This window comes from Helicobacter sp. 11S02629-2 (assembly GCF_002272875.1).
Classification (GTDB): Bacteria; Campylobacterota; Campylobacteria; order Campylobacterales; family Helicobacteraceae; genus Helicobacter_I.
Window position 1 is genome coordinate 1 of the sequence record NZ_MLAN01000046.1, and the last position, 873, is coordinate 873.

An 873-nucleotide genomic window follows, 5' to 3' on the forward strand; every position below is an offset into this window, starting at 1 on the left:
TGTTGTTATGGGTGGGTTTTTGTGGTTGGGTTGTCTTGTTGGGTTGGTTTGTATTGTTTGGTGGGTTTTGTGGCGTGCATTGTGGCGGGTATTTTGGGGGGCGTTTTGGCGGGCATTTTGGCGGGCATTTTGGGCGGCTTCTACGCTTTGTGCCTCTTGGGCTGCAAGGTGACTGCTGGCGTGGCTGGCATTTTGGGCGGCTTGTGCGTCCTCTGTGCTGGTGTACAAGCCTGTGCTTTTTGGCGGGCATTTTGGAGATTTTTGAGATTGCATGCTTTTTCCTTTAATGGTGTTTCTATTAAGAAGCCTTGTGCCTTAAGGGGCGTGCTTGGCAAGTTTTGTCTTAAGCCCTTTCTTGAACCTTGCAAAAAGCTAAAAAAGCTTTGTGGTTGGTGTTTTTACAAGAAAAAGAAAAAGAACAAGACTAGTGGGGATGCACTCCCCCCTTGTGTTTTTGTTTTGCCTTGTTCTTCCTAGTGGGGGGGTGTACCTTTTCTAGAAAAAAGAAGACGGGCTAAAACTGTCAAAGAAAAATTTTTCTGACAAGTTTTTCAAAACACTAAGGGCTATTAACCTTTTTACAAGCCTAAAAATCCGCCTTTGAAAACGTTCCCCCTCCTTCCCCTTCCTGCCATTTTCATCAAGAGTTACTTTTAAGTAAGAGTTAAGGTTAGGATAAGACAAAGTTAGGAATGAAAATTAAAAAGCTAATATTAAAGTTAAGGTAAAAGGTAAAAGGTAAAACATAAAACATAAAACATAAAACATAAAACATAAAACATAAAACATAAAACATAAAACATAAAAGATGAAAGATGAAACATGAAACATGAAATATGAAACTAAAAGTTAAAAAACAAAGATAAAGTTAAA

At 38.9% G+C, this 873-nt stretch carries 1 protein-coding gene; it reads right to left on the reverse strand.

Features of this window, described 5'->3' with window-relative positions:
• A partial coding sequence (locus BKH40_RS08595) for a hypothetical protein (RefSeq protein WP_143428489.1) occupies positions 1-273 on the reverse strand: 273 nt, incomplete at its 3' end.
• Positions 274-873: the final 600 nt, after the last annotated feature.